The organism is Geobacillus sp. C56-T2 (genome assembly GCF_007829715.1).
Lineage (GTDB): Bacteria > Bacillota > Bacilli > Bacillales > Anoxybacillaceae > Geobacillus > Geobacillus icigianus.
Genome location: NZ_VJWB01000001.1, coordinates 2,532,047 through 2,548,119, shown reverse-complemented (window position 1 = coordinate 2,548,119; position 16,073 = coordinate 2,532,047). Strand labels below are relative to the sequence as shown.

Annotated in this window: 15 protein-coding genes; 13 read left to right on the top strand and 2 right to left on the bottom strand. The window is 57.1% G+C overall.

All coding sequences use genetic code 11. The annotated features are described in order from the left end of the window. The first annotated feature begins 160 nt into the window (after nucleotides 1-160). The 4 genes from GC56T2_RS12745 to pheA all read left to right on the top strand — a co-directional run bounded on the left by GC56T2_RS12745 (nucleotide 161) and on the right by pheA (nucleotide 3,486). Nucleotides 161-706 carry a sporulation initiation phosphotransferase B gene (locus tag GC56T2_RS12745; protein ID WP_033020246.1) on the top strand — a complete coding sequence of 182 codons (546 nt, stop codon included), beginning with the start codon at nucleotides 161-163 and terminating at the stop codon, nucleotides 704-706. 142 nt (nucleotides 707-848) lie between these two features. Further along, complete coding sequence (gene obgE, locus GC56T2_RS12740) at nucleotides 849-2,150, top strand: GTPase ObgE (protein ID WP_144975678.1); 1,302 nt, start codon at nucleotides 849-851, stop codon at nucleotides 2,148-2,150. A 17-nt stretch (nucleotides 2,151-2,167) separates the two neighbouring features. Further along, complete coding sequence (locus GC56T2_RS12735) at nucleotides 2,168-2,611, top strand: ACT domain-containing protein (RefSeq protein WP_033020242.1); 444 nt, start codon at nucleotides 2,168-2,170, stop codon at nucleotides 2,609-2,611. Nucleotides 2,612-2,634: 23 nt separating this feature from the next. Further along, nucleotides 2,635-3,486: a prephenate dehydratase gene (pheA, locus tag GC56T2_RS12730; protein WP_144977329.1), complete on the top strand. Its 852-nt coding sequence runs from the start codon at nucleotides 2,635-2,637 to the stop codon at nucleotides 3,484-3,486. A 50-nt stretch (nucleotides 3,487-3,536) separates the two neighbouring features. Here the strand turns inward: pheA and GC56T2_RS12725 are convergent, their stop codons facing one another. Further along, nucleotides 3,537-4,076: a transcription repressor NadR gene (locus tag GC56T2_RS12725; RefSeq protein ID WP_144975677.1), complete on the bottom strand. Its 540-nt coding sequence runs from the start codon at nucleotides 4,074-4,076 to the stop codon at nucleotides 3,537-3,539. Continuing rightward, complete coding sequence (locus tag GC56T2_RS12720; RefSeq protein ID WP_144975675.1) at nucleotides 4,073-5,218, bottom strand: IscS subfamily cysteine desulfurase; 1,146 nt, start codon at nucleotides 5,216-5,218, stop codon at nucleotides 4,073-4,075. Before GC56T2_RS12720 ends, GC56T2_RS12725 begins: the two co-directional genes overlap by 4 nt. A 100-nt stretch (nucleotides 5,219-5,318) precedes the next feature. On the opposite strand from GC56T2_RS12720, the gene nadB reads away from it, so the two are divergent. The 9 genes from nadB to GC56T2_RS12675 all read left to right on the top strand — a co-directional run bounded on the left by nadB (nucleotide 5,319) and on the right by GC56T2_RS12675 (nucleotide 16,029). Continuing rightward, on the top strand, nucleotides 5,319-6,872 hold the full coding sequence (nadB, locus tag GC56T2_RS12715; RefSeq protein ID WP_144975673.1) for an L-aspartate oxidase: 1,554 nt from the start codon (nucleotides 5,319-5,321) through the stop codon (nucleotides 6,870-6,872). A 31-nt stretch (nucleotides 6,873-6,903) separates the two neighbouring features. After that, a complete protein-coding gene (nadC, locus tag GC56T2_RS12710) occupies nucleotides 6,904-7,734 on the top strand; it encodes a carboxylating nicotinate-nucleotide diphosphorylase (RefSeq protein ID WP_144975671.1) in 831 nt (276 codons plus the stop codon). A 14-nt stretch (nucleotides 7,735-7,748) separates the two neighbouring features. Next, a complete protein-coding gene (gene nadA / locus GC56T2_RS12705; protein WP_144975669.1) occupies nucleotides 7,749-8,852 on the top strand; it encodes a quinolinate synthase NadA in 1,104 nt (367 codons plus the stop codon). A gap of 514 nt (nucleotides 8,853-9,366) precedes the next feature. Continuing rightward, nucleotides 9,367-10,905 carry a SafA/ExsA family spore coat assembly protein gene (gene safA / locus GC56T2_RS12700; protein WP_144975667.1) on the top strand — a complete coding sequence of 513 codons (1,539 nt, stop codon included), beginning with the start codon at nucleotides 9,367-9,369 and terminating at the stop codon, nucleotides 10,903-10,905. Then, complete coding sequence (locus GC56T2_RS12695) at nucleotides 10,889-11,830, top strand: protein kinase family protein (RefSeq protein ID WP_144975665.1); 942 nt, start codon at nucleotides 10,889-10,891, stop codon at nucleotides 11,828-11,830. The genes safA and GC56T2_RS12695 overlap by 17 nt, the downstream gene beginning before the upstream one ends. A 41-nt stretch (nucleotides 11,831-11,871) precedes the next feature. Beyond that, entirely contained in the window at nucleotides 11,872-12,612 is a 741-nt protein-coding gene (nadE, locus tag GC56T2_RS12690) for an NAD(+) synthase (protein ID WP_144975663.1), read from the top strand. A gap of 300 nt (nucleotides 12,613-12,912) precedes the next feature. After that, entirely contained in the window at nucleotides 12,913-13,647 is a 735-nt protein-coding gene (locus GC56T2_RS12685; RefSeq protein WP_144975661.1) for a YhcN/YlaJ family sporulation lipoprotein, read from the top strand. 530 nt (nucleotides 13,648-14,177) lie between these two features. After that, nucleotides 14,178-14,921, top strand: a complete 744-nt coding sequence (locus GC56T2_RS12680; RefSeq protein WP_144975659.1) for a YebC/PmpR family DNA-binding transcriptional regulator — start codon at nucleotides 14,178-14,180, stop codon at nucleotides 14,919-14,921. 97 nt (nucleotides 14,922-15,018) lie between these two features. Further along, complete coding sequence (locus GC56T2_RS12675; protein WP_255516084.1) at nucleotides 15,019-16,029, top strand: DUF3231 family protein; 1,011 nt, start codon at nucleotides 15,019-15,021, stop codon at nucleotides 16,027-16,029. Nucleotides 16,030-16,073: the final 44 nt, after the last annotated feature.

The window sequence follows — 16,073 nt, the reverse complement described above, 5'->3', positions numbered from 1 at the left end:
AAAATGGTCGGTTTACTGTTTTTTCTTTACAGAAGGAAGTATGGCATGTTTGGAAACAGTCAAGTACAGCTCTTAGTAAAGAGCCAGTACCGATTCCTTTGCGGGGAGAGCTGGAACTTCGCGCCGGCTAAGGAGCGCGGGATAGATAGGGGAGCGTCGGATGGAGAAGCGATGGACTGTCATTGAAGTGTTGCGCCACGCCCGGCATGACTGGCTGAACAAAATTCAGCTCATTCAAGGGCATTTGGCGCTCAATAAGGTAGAGAGGGTCAAAGAAATCATTGAGGGCATTGTCGTTGAGATGCAGCAAGAGGCGCGGCTGACGAATTTGAAGGCCGAGCGCTTCGCGGAGCTGATCATGACGTACAATTGGGAGCCGCGCCCCGTTTCGCTCGAGTATGAGATTACGGGCGGCGAAGCCGATTTGTCGCCGTATGACGAGCGGTTGAGCGAATGGTGCGAGGCGTTTTTGCGCTTGCTTGAAGCCCAGGCTGATGCGGAAACGGAAAACCATGTATGCGTGTCGGTGGACTTGTCTGACGGGCGGACGGCTTTGTTTGTTGATTACCGCGGTACATGGCGGGACGGCGAAGCGATTCGCGCTTGGCTGGAACGTTGCGAGCCGGCGCCGCCGCTGCGGCTTGTGGCGTTTGCCATTGAGCCGGGGGAACTGACCGTGGAGCTGGAACTGATGTCGAGCTGGTGACATTTGAAAAGGGCGGCTGCATCGCGCTGCGAAAGTGGCTCGGGCGCGGCTATTGACAGCATGAAGCGGACGTTGTATACAATAATACATATTAGGGATACGCAAATGTTTGCGATGATGGAAGCGAAGCGGAGGAACAACGATGTTTGTCGATCAGGTGAAAATTTATGTGAAAGGCGGGGACGGCGGCAACGGCATGGTCGCGTTCCGCCGGGAAAAATACGTCCCGAAAGGCGGGCCGGCTGGCGGGGACGGCGGCAAAGGCGGCGATGTCGTATTGGTCGTTGATGAAGGGCTGCGCACGCTGATGGACTTCCGCTACCAGCGCCATTTTAAAGCGCCGCGCGGTGAGAACGGCATGTCGAAAAATCAGCACGGGAAAAATGCCGAAGACTTGCTCGTCAAAGTGCCGCCCGGCACGGTCGTCATCGACGCCGATACGAACGAAGTGCTCGCCGATTTGACCGAAGCGGGGCAGCGGTTTGTCGTGGCCAAAGGCGGGCGCGGCGGACGCGGCAACACCCGGTTTGCCACCGCCGCCAACCCGGCGCCGGAAATCGCGGAAAACGGCGAACCGGGCGAGGAGCGGAACGTCATTTTGGAGTTGAAACTGCTGGCCGATGTCGGGCTTGTCGGGTTTCCAAGCGTCGGCAAATCGACGCTGCTGTCGGTCGTCTCCGCGGCTCGGCCGAAAATCGCCGAGTATCATTTTACGACGCTCGCCCCGAATTTGGGCGTCGTCGAAACGGAAGACGGCCGCAGCTTTGTCATGGCCGATCTGCCCGGCTTAATCGAAGGCGCTCATCAAGGGGTCGGCTTAGGGCATCAGTTTTTGCGCCATATCGAGCGGACGCGCGTCATCGTTCACGTCATCGACATGGCGGCGGTCGAAGGGCGCGACCCGTACGATGACTACCTCGTCATCAATGAGGAGCTCAGGCAATACAACTTGCGCTTGACCGAGCGGCCGCAAATCGTCGCCGCCAACAAAATGGACATGCCGAACGCTGAAGAAAACTTGCGCCGTTTCAGAGAAAAAGTCGGCGCGGCGGTGCCGGTGTTTCCGATTTCTGCGGCGACAAGGCAAGGGGTGCGCGAGCTGCTGTTTGCCATCGCCGACTTGCTGGAGGCAACGCCGGAATTTCCGCTGCATGAAACGAACGAGCCGGCCGTGCAGCGGGTCGTGTATAAATATGAAAAGGAAGAGGCGCCGTTTGTCATCACTCGTGACAGCGATGGGGCGTTTCGTTTGTCGGGCGAGAAAATCGAAAAGCTGTTTAAGATGACCGATTTTTCCCGCGAAGAATCGGTGCGCCGCTTCGCCCGTCAACTGCGGACCATGGGTGTCGATGACGCGCTGCGCGAGCGCGGGGCGAAAGACGGAGACACCGTCCGCTTGCTCGATTATGAGTTCGAGTTCGTCGACGACTGGGATGAACGGTAAAAGCGGGGGAACGTGCGGTGGAGAAAAAGTTTTATTTAGTGCGCGAAGACGTTCTGCCGGAAGCGATGAAAAAAGTCGTGCAAGCCAAACAGCTGCTCGAGCGAAAAAAAGCCGCCTCGGTCGCCGAGGCGGCGCAGCTTGTGAACATCAGCCGCGGCGTCTTTTATAAATACCGCGACGCCATTTTTCCGTTTCAAGCCGTGACGAAAGAAAACATTGTCACCTTGTTCTTTCATTTGGAAGATCGCTCTGGAACGCTTTCCCAATTGCTTGGCGTCGTAGCGGCTGCCGGTTGCAACGTGCTGACGATCCACCAGACGATCCCGCTGCAAGGGCGGGCGAACGTGACGCTCTCCGTCAGCACGAACGAGATGAACGAGGAGATCGATGAGCTCCTAGCGAAATTGCGGCAGCTTGAATTTGTCGAAAAAGTAGAAATTGTCGGTTCGGGAGTGTATTAAGGCAAAGGGAGAGGCAAATGGAGATGAAAATTGGCTATTTAGGACCGAAAGCGACATTTACGGAAGCGGCGGCGGCCGCGCTTTTTCCGTCATCGCCGCGGGCGCCGTATGATACGATTCCTGACTGCATCGACGCCGCGGCAGCCGGAGAAATTGAAGCGGCCGTTGTGCCGCTGGAAAATGCGTTGGAAGGGTCGGTCAATTTAACGCTCGACTATTTAATTCATGAACAGCCGTTGCCGATTATCGGCGAGGTCGTCGTGCCGATCGAGCAGCATTTGCTCGTTCACCCGTATTACGCTCCGCATTGGCGCGAAGTGAAAGAAGTGTATTCCCATCCGCACGCCATGGCGCAATGCCGCAAGTTTTTGCATACGGTGCTCAAAGAGGCGAAGCACGTGCACGTTACCTCGACGAGCGCGGCGGCGAGATGGGTGAGCGAGCACCCGTACTTGCCGGCGGCGGCGATCGCCAACCGGCTGGCGGCGGATGAATACGGTCTTGTCATCGCCCAAGAAAACATTCATGATTACGATTCCAATCATACGCGCTTTATCGTTGTCAGCCGGCGCAATGAACCGCTTTCGCTCCGGTCGCCGCTTTACGCCGGCGACAAGACGACCATCGTCGTCATGCTCCCGAAAGACCAGCCCGGCGCCCTTCATCAAGTATTGTCGGCGTTCGCTTGGCGGCGGCTCAATTTGACGAAAATCGAATCGCGCCCGGCGAAAACCGGGCTTGGCAACTATTTTTTTATCATTGACATCGATGCGCCGAAGGATGACGTTCTCATCCCGGGAGCGATGGCGGAAATCGAAGCGCTCGGTTGCACCGTGCAGCTGTTGGGCAGCTATCCGTATTACTTCGTTGGATAAAGGAGCAAAAGGGTGTCCTTGTTCGCGATGGGGACACCCGTTTTGTCGCTTTATGCTTCAATGAGAAAGCCAGCCTGTTTTAAGGCGCGGCAGGCGGCATCAAGCTTTTCCGTCGCATCGGCTTCGATCGTATGCAAATGCGTTCCATCGGTCAGTTGGAGCAAATAAGCCGATTTGGTCGCGTTGATTTTGGCGATGAATTGATCGACCTCGAAGCGGTTGCTGACCATGATGGACGCCGTCAAATCGCCGTACACCGGATGCTCGATTTTGACGTCCTTGACAGTCACTCCGCAATCGACAAGGAGGTATAGCTCTTCTTTCGTCTGTTCTGGCGTATGGAAGCAGGCGATCGTTCTCGTATACGTTTTGGCCGGCGCCGCCGGCTTTAAATACAAATAGCCTTGACTTGTGGCGATAATCGGCTCATTGCGCGCTTTAAGCAAGGAAATGTCTTGAACGATCACCTGGCGGCTGACGTTGGTTTTGGCCGCCAATTCCGCCCCGGTGAGCGGCGCCTCGCTTTCTTTCAGCCATTGCAAAATAAGTTGGCGCCGCGCTTCCCCGAAAACTTTCTTCTCCTCTTTCATCCATGGTTCGCCCCCTTTCCTGCTGAGATTAGCCGTTCCAAAACGGAAACGAAGCGGTCAATGTCCGCTTCCGTCGTGGCGGTGCCGAAGGAAACGCGAATGAACTGCCTTGCTTCTTCCGGTGTTTTTCCGACGGCTATCATCGTCCGCGATGGCGCTTGCAATCCTACTTGGCAGGCGCTGCCGGTCGAAATGGCAATCCCGGCGCGATTGCATTCCAACATGACAAACTGGCCTTCCAAGCCGTTGACCGATAACCCGACGATATGGGCGAGCCGAGCGTCACGATGGCCTTCGACGGCCACCGGCAGCCGTTTGGCGGCGATGGCGTCCAGAAGGCGGTTCCGCAGCTGTTCGAAACGGAGTTGCTCGCTTTCCATCCGCTCATAAAGGCGTTTCGCCGCTGTCAGGAACGCGGCGATGCCCGGCACATTGACCGTTCCCGGACGAAACCCTGATTCGTGCGTCGCCCCTGGGAAGACGGGCTTCCAGTGGCGGCGCGGGTCGATGTAGACAGCGCCGACGCCTTTGGGGCCGTACACTTTATGCGCGGAAACCGAGAGGCTGTCGATCGCCATCGCTTTGACATCTAGCTGTATTTTAGCAAAAGTTTGCACACAGTCGCTATGAAAAAGGACGCCGCGCGCCCGCAGGAGACGGCCGATGTCGGCGAGCGGCTGGATCGTGCCGATTTCCGAGTTGGCGTGCTGGATGGAAGCGAGGATGGTCTCTGGCGTCACGGCCCGCTCCAAATCGGTGAGGCGAATGCGCCCATAGCGGTCCACTGGCAAGTACGTCACCTTGTATCCTTCCGCTTCCAATTGCTTGAATAAATGGTGCAGCGAGGCGTGTTCGATCTCGGTCGTAATCAAATGGGTTCCCTTCCGGCGGTGGGCGGCGATGAGCGAACGGACGGCCAGCACGTTCGCTTCCGTCCCGCCGCTAGTAAAGTACACCCCTTCCGCCTCGCCGTTGATCATAAGGGCGAGCTCGCGCCGGCATAACGTGAGCAGCTTCCGTGCGGTAGTGCCGATATCGTGGAGGCTGCTTTCATTGCCAAAATAAACGGTTGCCGCTTCCGCATAAGCGGCGACGGCTTCCTTGCACATCGGCGTCGTTGCGGCATAATCCAAATAAATCATCGTTCTCCCGCCTTTTCTTTTTTGAACAAATATCTTGCCATTAGTTTAAATATGTGTAAATATAGATGTCAAGACAGTTAAAAAGAAAGGGGGCTGCAAGGTGAAAGAAGCCGGCATAATCATTGTTGGCAGCGGATTGGCGGCTTTAACCGCAGCCTACGGTTTACAACGGCAAAGAAATGTGACCATTTTCACAAAAAAAGGGCTGACCGACAGCAATTCATGGCGGGCGCAAGGGGGAGTGGCGGCGGCGCTGGCGGAAGCGGATGACTGGCACGCCCATCTCCGCGATACGATGGCGGCTGGCCGCTTCCATAATGATGAACGCATCGTCGAGCTCCTTGTCCGCGAGGGGCCGCAGCGGCTGCAAGCTTGGATCAGCGCCGGGCTGGAGTTTGACCGCGATGAATCTGGCCGGCTTTGTTTCGGTCTAGAGGGCGGGCATAGCCGCCGCCGCATTTTGCATGCCGGCGGCGATCGAACCGGGCGGGCGCTCGTGGAGTTTTTGCGGCGGCAAGTGGACGCGCGGATCGCGGAAGGTGAACAAGTCATTGACTTGGTGATCGAAAACGGCCGCTGCGTCGGCGTGAAAACAAAGCGAAGCGACGGTGTCGTTTCGGCTTGGGCGGCGGAAGCGGTCATTGTGGCGACCGGCGGCTGCGCCGGGTTGTACGCGTTGACGTCGAACGCTCCGACCGCGGTCGGGGACGGCATCGCGATGGCGTATCGGGCCGGCGCCGCGGTCGCGGACATGGAGTTCGTCCAGTTTCATCCGACGATGCTGGCGGTCGATGGAAAAACGGTCGGGCTCATTTCTGAAGCGGTGCGCGGCGAAGGAGCGGTGCTGGAAACGGAAGATGGGCGCCGGCTGATGGAGGGCGTTCATCCGCTTGGCGATTTAGCCCCGCGCGATGTCGTCGCCCGCGCCATTGCGGCCGAGCTCGATCGGGGCGGCCGCGTGGTGCTGAACATTGCTGCCGTTTCCAATTTCCGCCGCCGCTTTCCGACGATTGCCGCGCTGTGCGATGCGCATGGCGTCCGCCTTGAAGACGGCCGTCTGCCGGTCGTTCCGGGCGCCCATTTTTTGATGGGCGGTATCGTGGTCAATGAGTGGGGACAGACGACGGTTCCGGGCTTGTACGCTGTTGGGGAAGCCGCCTGCACCGGCGTGCATGGCGCCAACCGCCTAGCGAGCAACTCGCTGTTGGAAGCGATCGTCTTTGGCAATCGGGTGGCGCAGGCCATCCGGCGCGGCATCGGCTGGCCTGAAGCGATGCGCCAAGCGGTGCGGCGGCCCGACCGCCGGCGTCCGTTTGCCCCGTCGCTACCGGAGCGGACGCGCCTTTGCGAGCGGCTGTCGACAGAGGTTGGCATCGTTCGCGATGGCGAGCGGCTGCGCGCCGCCGTAGGCTGGTTGGAACAGTTTTCGTTGTCCGATTGGTTAGATGGCGACATCGAACCGTTGACGGCCGAGCAGATTGAAACAGGGTATATGCTGCTTGCCGGCTGGCTTGTGGCCTCATCCGCGCTGCGCCGCCCGGAAAGCCGCGGCAGCCATTACCGGAGCGATGTGCCGTACGAAGACCGTGCTTGGCAGGGGCGGCGCCTCGTGCGGACCCGTGAGGAATGGGCGTGGCAAGCGGCCGGACGGTAGGCGAAAAAAGACAACGAAGGAAGGATGAACGATGAACCGATTGAAACTTGAACAGCTGCTGCGGCACTTTTTTCTTGAGGATATGGGCGATGGCGATTTGACGAGCGATCTTCTCTTTCCAGCCCATGAACGGGCCGCCGGCGTGTTTACAGCGAAAGCGGCCGGCGTTTTGGCCGGGGTTGACATCATTTCTGCCGGTTATCGGCTGCTCGATCCGCAAATTGACGTATCGGTGATCAAAAGAGACGGTGAACGGGTTTCCGCCGGCGAACCGATCGCCTCCGTTTCTGGACCGGTGCGGTCGCTGTTATCCGGGGAGCGGGTCATTTTAAATCTGCTCCAGCGTCTAAGCGGCATCGCGACAGTGACGCGGCAGGCGGTCGATCGCCTCGGGGATAGCCGCACCCGCATTTGTGACACAAGAAAAACAACGCCGGGGCTGCGCATGCTGGAAAAATACGCGGTCACTTGCGGCGGTGGCTACAACCACCGCTTCGGCTTGTATGACGGCGTGATGATTAAAGACAATCATATCGCGTTTTATGGGTCGATTGCCGCCGCGGTGAAAACGGTGCGGGAGCGGCTTGGCCATATGGTGAAAATCGAAGTGGAAACGGAGACGGAAGCGGAAGTGCTTGAGGCGGTCGCGGCGGGGGCGGATGTGATCATGTTTGACAATCGAACGCCTGAGGAAGTGAAAGCGTTTGTTCCGCTCGTGCCAAAGCCGATCGTCACCGAAGCGTCCGGCGGCATTACACTCGCCAACGTCGCGGCGTATGGCGCAACCGGAGTCGATTATATTTCCCTCGGTTTTTTGACCCACTCCGCCGCGGCGCTCGATATTAGTTTTTCTTTGCAATAATGGGGGGAGAATGGATGAACGTACTTGAACAGTTGAAACGTATGGATGAAATGCCGGAAAAATATAAAATGATGGAAAAGGATGAGCTGGAAGCGCGCGCTCGCGCCGTCAAAGAACGACTTGGTCGGCGCTTGTTCATTCCGGGCCATCATTATCAAAAAGATGAAGTGATTCAATTCGCCGATGCCACCGGTGATTCGCTTCAGCTTGCAAGGCTCGCGGCGAAAAACAGCAAGGCCGATTACATCGTGTTTTGCGGCGTCCATTTCATGGCGGAAACGGCCGATATGTTAACGAGCGCGGCGCAGGCGGTCATTTTGCCGGATTTGCGCGCCGGCTGTTCCATGGCCGACATGGCCGATCTGTTTCAAGTCGAGCGGGCTTGGGCGGCGCTAAACGAGCGCTTGGGCGAAACGATCGTTCCGCTTGTATACGTCAACTCGACGGCGGCCATTAAAGCGTTTGTCGGCCGGCATGGCGGGGCGACCGTCACCTCATCGAACGCCAAACGCATGATGGAGTGGGCGTTTTCCCAAAAAGAGAGGGTTTTCTTTTTGCCTGATCAACATTTGGGAAGAAATACGGCGTATGCGCTCGGAATCGGTCTGGATGAGATGGCGGTCTGGGACCCGCACGAAGAGACGCTGCAATGCACCGGCGCGCTTGAGCGCGTGAAGGTCATTCTTTGGAAAGGGCATTGCTCTGTTCATGAAAATTTCACGGTCGAGCAAATCGCGTTCATTCGCCGCACGAAGCCGGACATGAAAATCATCGTTCACCCGGAGTGCCGCTTTGAAGTCGTTCAGCAGGCCGATGATGCCGGCTCCACGAAATACATTATTGACACGATCCGGAACGCTCCACCCGGAAGCCAATGGGCGATCGGCACGGAAATGAACTTGGTCAACCGGTTGAAACAAGAGCATCCGGACAAGGAAATCGTTTCCCTCAACCCCTATATGTGCCCATGTTTGACGATGAACCGCATCGACTTGCCGCATTTCGTGTGGGCGCTCGAATCGCTCGAACAAGGAACGATCGTCAACCGGATCACCGTTCCTGAACATGTCGCTTTTGAGGCGAAAACAGCGCTGCAGCGGATGCTGGCGCTTGCCTAGAAGGTCGGTGAAACTAGAAGGTCGGTGAAAAACGGTTGTTTCTTTTGAGCAATGAGGGATCGTTTGAAAGGTGATCCTGATGCGACAAGGCTTTTCTATTTAAGAAACGGTCTTGATCAGCGGCTTGCCCCCTTAAATCACCGGTCTCCTAGAAGGCTAGTGATTTCGTGCAAAATATGCTGATTCGATCTCTTTTCAATTAGAGAAACCTTGGGAGATTTTCACGATAAGGTAACAGAAACAGCTGGTACGTTTATAGCAACGGGAGGGGCCCAGTCCGTTTGCGACGACGTACGAGGCATGGGGCGCGAAAATCAGCAAGAAAGAGGTACCCGTCCGATTGCGACGAAGCATCTTTCACTTTCCCTAGCTGAACGGGAGCTTTTCCGTTCGGCTAGGGATTTTTTTATCATAAATCGTTCATTCCGCTCATACATTGTGTTGAAAGACACTAGCCGGAAACAAGCAATGGTTCGAGCGAGCACCGACAGTCTCGGTTTAGGAGGGGAACGGAGTGAAAATCCATATTGTTCAGAAGGGAGACACCCTTTGGAAAATCGCTCAAAAATATGGAGTCGATTTTGAACAATTGAAAAAAATAAATGGCCACCTAAGCGATCCGAATCTCATCATGCCTGGCATGAAAATCAAAGTGCCAACGGCCGGCGTTCCGGTCAAAAAAGGGGCGAAGACGACGGCGCCGCCCAAAAAAATCGAGGTGAAAGAACACCCGTACACCGAAGCGAAACCGTTTGTTTCCATTGACCTTGAAGCGGAATTCGGCTCGGCTCCCAACGCCGCTATTGGAGAAGCGCCAGCCGCCAATCAAACGCCGGCCGCAGCGAACCCGACAAACAACATGTCAGTGGCGCCGAAACCGGCCAATGAAATGCCGCCTGCACCAAAAGCGGCAAACGAAACGCCAGCTCCAGCGAAAGCGGCGAACAACATGCCGGCTGCGCCAAAAATGGCGAACGAACTGCCGACCGCCCCGAAAGCAGCGAACAACATGCCGACCGCCCCGGTTGACAAAGCAAAACAGGCGGTCAACGAAGCGAACGCCGGAGCGAAAACAGGATCCGGCATGCCGATCGGCCAAGCACCGAATGCGAAGGCAAATCAAGCGGCGGCCGCTCCCGTTAATGAGCTCCCTAACGTTCCGGTGAACGAAGCGCCCGCGGCCGTCAACGAAGCGCCGGCGCCGAAGCAAGCGGACAAAGCGGCCAATCCCGCCGCGGTGGAACCGGTCGAGGAGAAAAAAGAAACAGCGAAAGCCGAGGCAAAGGCCTCTGCGCCTCCGCTCGTGCACACCATTCCTCCGGTGACGCCGCCGCCTCCTCTTTCGTTTGCCCAGTCTTGGGCTGCGGCGCCGCCGCTCCCGCCGAAGCCGAGCAACATTTTGCCGGACGTCATGAAAGAGGAGAACGGCGAAAGCCCGAACGAATGGAAGGCGGAAGAAAGCGATGAGGCGCCGCCGCTGCCCCATCTTCCTAACGCTCCGTTCGTTCCGCCGACGTTTGGAGCGAATCAAGGATACGTGCCGACGGTTCCGGTCTGGCCGGGAGCGGGATATTATGCCCCGCCGCTGCCGACAGCGCCGCCTATTCCATATTCATCGCTGGCCGCTGCCGACAGCCCGGAAAGCAGTTCGGCGCCGTTTCCTGGAATTCAAGAAAGCAGCGATGAATCGGCAGCTCTGCCGCCGGTCGGGCACGGTGCCCCTCCATTCCCCTCGCCGATCGGCGCCGGTTACGTTCATCCTGCCTCGATGGCGCCCGTTTATGGCGCACCGGCAACGTACGCGCCGCCGTCCGGCTATCCGCCATTGGGCTATATGCCCATTTATGCGCCGGCGCCGTATTACGGAGGATACATTCCGTCCGCTCCGTATGGGTATGCGCTGCCGCCAACTGCGCCTGTGCTTCAGTGGCCTGGAGGTGGTTACCCGGCCAACCCACCTGGATCGGCGCCGCCGTTTTGGCCTGCGGAGGCTGGCCCGCGTTTGTTTGGCGAGCCGCCGGATGAGGAGAGCGAACATGGCGATAACGAATAACGGAATGGAAAGAGACGCTGCCCGCCGTCTCTTTTTTCTTCTTGAGCGCCGCTTCCGTCTTGACATTCAGCAGGCGGTGGCATTGAAACCGCACGTGATCGCCATCGCCGCCCGGCAAGGGACGTGGGTGGCCAAAGCGTATCGTTCGTTTGCGGCCGCTTGGCGGCAAGCATGGCTGCTTTCGGCTTTGCGGCGCGCCGGGTTTTTGGCCGCTCCCGCTCTCGCGCCGATCGGCTGCGGAGGCGTGGTGGAAGCGGGCGGGAGCTATTGGCTGCTGATGGAGTACGTAAAGGACGGGCGCCCGCTTTCGCTCGCCGATGGACGCGCTGCCGCCGCCGGCCTCTCTCTTTTGCGGCACTACCATGCGGCGACTGCGCTCATTGTTCGGACGGAGCGAGCGGCCGGCGCACTGCCGCGCCTGCATCTGTATGAAAAATGGCGCCGCCGCTATGATGAGTTTTGCCGCCACTTGCCGCTCATTGAAACCATCATGGAAAAGGAAGACATTTTGTTTGTGCGGCGCTGGGCGCGCGATTGTTTGGCAACGTGCGCCGAGCATGCCGCCGAGTTGGCGGCGGAGCCGGTGGCGATCATTCACGGCGATGTCGCTCCGCATAATTTTTTGTGTTCTGCCGGCCATTTATGGCTCATTGACTATGATGCCGCCGCTATGGCTTCGCCCGGGCTGGATTATTGGCAATATGCCAACCGCTTGTTGCCGCACATCGGCTGGTCGTACTCAGCGCTCGCTCGTTTCGCTCCGCTCCGCCACTGGCTGGAAAAGCGCTGGTTTTTGCATGCCCTCCTTTTCCCGGCTGACATCTTTCGGGAGTGGCGGCCGGCCGTCGAACGCCGCCGCCGCTTGGCGATCGACAGGGAAAAGCGGGAGCGGTTTGTCCGCCGCCTGTGCGCTATGCTAGAATAAAACATGTGGAATGAAATCGATGGAAAAGGGGTCGAAGGTGAATGCAAGAAACGATTGACAAGCTTGTGCAATGGCTGCGGGAACAAGTCGCAGCGGCCGGTCTGAACGGGGCGGTTGTCGGCATCAGCGGCGGCATTGACTCGGCGGTCGTCGCCCATTTGATTCGGCGAGCCTTTCCGGACGATTCGCTCGGCTTGATCATGCCGTGCAAAAGCCATCCAAAAGACATGGAAGATGCGCTGAAAGTGGTGGAAAGCTGCGGAATTCGCCATTTGGTCATCGATTTGACCGAGGCGCATAAGGCGCTGTTCGGCGCCGTGGAAGCCGAACTGAAAGCCCGCGGGGAGTGGAATGAGGAGAAAGCGCGCCTCGGCGATGCGAACACGAGGGCGCGCCTGCGCATGACGACGTTGTACGCGGTTGCCAACAACTACGGTTATCTTGTCGTCGGCACGGACAACGCCGCCGAATGGCATACCGGCTACTTCACGAAATACGGGGATGGCGGGGTCGATTTAGTGCCGCTCATTCATTTCACCAAAGGCGAAGTGCGGGAAATGGCTCGCGTGCTCGGCGTTCCCGAAGAAATCATCACAAAAGCACCGAGCGCCGGATTATGGGAAGGACAGACGGACGAAAGCGAGATGGGCACGACATATGAAATGATTGACAAATATTTGAAAGGAGAAGACATCCCAGAGCGGGACCGGAACATTATTGAACAGCTGCACGAACGTTCGCATCATAAACGGCAGCTCGCTATAGCGCCGCCGAAGTTTTAACGTCATTTTCGACAGAAGTGTTCCATCTCAAGGAATGGGCAGGGCAAAGCCCAAAGAGTAGATGGGATGAATGGCGGCTGGCGGGAACGGACAGCGATAACGCATAGGCCGCCCATGATGGAAGAAACAGCGCTTTTCACGGAACGGGTTGCCATAACGCCTGCTCAAGATGCCGTTCGTTGATGGTCTGCCGATCTTGGCGGAAACTGACAGCGATAACGCCTCCCCTTTTTCCACAAGCTAAACGTAAGGCTGGTTTGTGGCCAGCCCGGGGCTTAGGAAACCAAGGGGGGTTTTCCATTGAGACAAGCGGTCAAATGGCTCGCTGCGCTGTCAGCGGCCGGCTTGCTCGCTTCATGCGCCAATGATCAGGAAGGAAATGAAGGCGCACAACGCTACAATGACAGCGCAAGGCCAATCGGCTATTACTCGACGGAACGGAGCGATGATTTTCGCTACGGCCGCTATGGCACGAACGCGCTCAACTACGACAACCGGTATCTATGGACGCGGCGCGGGCCGGCGACCGACTATTTGACGGATGGCGGCCGTCTTGGCGGACCGGCGGCGACCCGCTTTGACACGGACGTGCCGGCTCTTCCGCCCGATGTCGATTTTGGCGATGGCGATTACAATTACCACGGGCATTTACACTCGCTAAACGTCGACCCGCATCCGTCCTACTATCGAACGTATGACGGCCGCTTGGCCGAACAGCTCTCTCGCCGGGCCGCAGCGGTCAGCGGGGTGAAGGATGCTCGCGTGGTGGTGTACGGCGGCCAAGCATTGATCGCGATCACGACCGCCGACCGCCATCCGGAGCGCGTTGAACAGCGCGTCGCCCAAGCGGTTGCTCCGCATGCCGGCGGCAAGCGGGTGCGCGTCACGTCCAACCCAAGCATGTACCATCGCGTTCGTTCGATCGACAACACGATTCGCCACGGCGGTCCGGTGAACCGAGAGGAAATTGACCGCGACTTGCGCACCATTTTTATCGGCGATACGATTCAAGAACGGCCGGAAAATACGCGATAGTGCGAACGAGACGGTCAAGCTGAACGATCGAGAGGGTGTCCCAAAACGACTGGGACACCCTCTCTCATCGCTATATAGAAGCACTAGCCGCTTCCCTGCCACACGAGTTGGGGCTTTCTTGAGAAGGCCGGTGAACAACCGCTGCTTCCCTTCATCAATGGGGAAACGCCTGAAAATTAGGATCCATGCAACAAGGTTTTTCTAGTTGAGAAATGAGATGGCAAAGCCGTATCCACGAGTAAATCACCGGCTTCTGAGGGGAGATCGCCTTTTGGGTCAGCCCCATTTAACGGAGCAGGCTGCTTATCAACCTCGTTTCTCAAATCGAAAAGCCCTGTCGCATCAAGATCGCCTTTCGCACGCTCCCATTGTTCAAGACAAACAACCGCTTTTCCCCAGCCTCCTAGGCGAAATGAGGCGGTTGAGTGCCGGGCCATTCGGCTTTCTCGCTGGGCTCGGCTGACATTTTCCTTGTTTTCTGGTATAGTAAGTATCGGAACATTCCGTTGTGATGAGAGGAGAAGCTATCGATGGCTGGACATTCGAAGTGGAAAAATATCCAACGGCGGAAAAATGCCCAAGATGCCAAGCGGGGCAAACTGTTTATGAAATTGGCCAAAGAAATTTACGTGGCCGCTAAAAACGGCGGGGGCGATCCAGCAGCCAATCCGAGCCTGCGCCTTGTGATCGAAAAGGCGAAGGCCGCCAACATGCCGAGCGAAAACATTGAACGGGCGATTAAAAAAGCGACCGGAAACCAAGAGCATACTCACTACGAAGAAATTCGCTACGAAGGGTATGGGCCGGGCGGCGTTGCCGTCATGGTCGTCTGCCTTACCGATAACAAGAACCGCACCGCCGCCAACGTGCGTGCCGCCTTTTCCAAAAACGGCGGGAACTTGGGGGAAACGGGCTGCGTTTCGTATTTGTTTGAACGAAAAGGCTTGCTCGTGATCGACCGCGGGGAGCACGATATAGACGAAGACGAGCTGCTGCTGCTGGCGATTGAAGCAGGGGCCGAGGAGATGGAAACGACGGACGAGTCGTTTGAAGTCTATACGGCGCCCGAGTCGTTTGAGGCAGTGAAAGAACAGCTCGAACAGCAAGGATTCACGTTTGCGAGCGCCGAAATCACGATGATCCCGCAAACGTACACCACCTTATCCGGCGATGAATTGAAAAAAATGCTGAAGCTGATCGATACGCTTGAAGACGATGACGATGTGCAAGACATCTACCATAATTTAGATGAATCGGTGCTTGATGAAGCGTAACTCCGTCGGTGAAGAGGCCGGCGGATTTTTTTGTCCGTGTGGCATACACCAAAAAAGGATGAAACATAATAACGGGGAATAAGGAGGTGCTACGCTGATGGAAGGAAATGTGACTTCGTTAACGAGTGCAGAAATTTCCAATCTTTGGAGCACGTATGTCAATGACAGTATTGTCGCTTGTTTGTTGACGCATTTTGCCGAAACGGTGACCGATGATGAAATTCGTCCGCTCATTGATGAAATGTTGAACGTTGCCAACGGGCATTTGCGCGCCATTGAGCAGCTGTTTGCCGCCGAAGGCATCGCCAAGCCGGTCGGCTATCCGGTTGAGAAGCATGTTTATTCCGGCGCCCCGAAACTGTTTAGCGACATCTTCTACTTAGAGTACATGTATCATATGACGAAGTTTGGCATCGCTTCGCACAGCGGAGCAATCGCTTTAGCGTCGCGCCAAGATATCGCCGATTTGTTCCGCGCGTTTTTAAATGAAGCCGTGACGTTAAACGACCGCACCCGTCATGTTCTTTTGGAAAAAGGAGTGTACATTCGCCCGCCGTATATGGTGTATCCGAAACAGGCCGAGTTTATTGAAAAGCAGCGCTTTTTGACGGGCTGGTTCGGCCCGCGCCGCCCGCTGCTTGCGATTGAGGTGGCGCACTTGTTTACGACAGCGCGCAACAACGAACTCGGCAAAGCAACGCTGACCGGATTTGCCCAAGTGGCTGTTGACCCGGAAATCCGCAACTTTTTCCTGCGCGGAGTGCGCGTCTGTTCCGATATTATGAACACCGTTCATGACGTGTTGCGGGAAAGCAACGTGCCGGCGGTCATGTCTCCGGATGTGACGGTCACCGATTCCACGAAGCCGCCGTTTTCCGATCAGCTGATGATGGCGGTGATTAACGCGCTGTCCGTCATTGGCACGGCCGAATACGGAGCGGCGATGGCGGTGAGCCTAAGGCGCGATATTATCGCGTTGTATGCCAGCTTGATCGCCAAAGCGGGCGCGTTCACAGAAGATGGAGCCAATATGATGATCGAGCGCCGCTGGCTCGAATACCCGCCCCACTTTTTGGACCGCCAGCAGCTCGCTTTGCAAAAAAGCTGAGCGCGGCAGGAATAAAATGGCGCCTGCCGGCGAAACTAATGATG